The following is a 522-nucleotide window of genomic DNA, read 5'->3' as shown; positions in this document are numbered from 1 at the left end:
TGGCCCCCATTCCGCCCTCCATCGCACAAGGAGTTTTTATCGGAAACGCGCTAATTGTTTTTCTTATTGTTGTTAGCGCCGTAAAGTTCTTTTCTGATGAGATGCTAAATGCCTATAACGAGCAGCAAAAGTTCGTGCTCACTGACAATTTAACCGGTATTGCAAATCTTCGCTTCGTTCAACAATACGCATCGCAACTACTCTCGCAAGCCGACCGCTATGGCCACCCTATTAGCTTGATCCATTTTGATATCAACCACTTTAGCCAGATTAATACCGAACAGGGACTAGATGCAGGCAACCGCAGCCTGGAGTTTATCGCCCAGCTAGTAAAAAATGATATTAGAGATGCTGACATCATTGCCCGTATAGGTGGCGATGAATTTGTCATCATCTTGCCAGAGAGCAACGCACAAGATGCCAAGCAAGTCGCTGAGCGACTGAGTCAACTCATTAAAAGCCGTAGCTATGAACTTAAGGAAAGCAATGTAAGCTTTTCTGCTAATTTTGGTATCAGCTATT

General features: G+C 44.3%; 1 protein-coding gene. It reads left to right on the top strand.

What is annotated here, in order from left to right:
• Positions 1 to 522 (top strand): GGDEF domain-containing protein (locus A3729_RS00815; protein ID WP_156497550.1); only part of this gene is annotated, 522 nt, incomplete at both ends.

It is taken from the genome of Oleiphilus sp. HI0043 (genome assembly GCF_001634935.1).
Note: the sequence above shows the minus strand (reverse complement) of the source record. Positions and strands in the feature narration are given on the sequence as shown.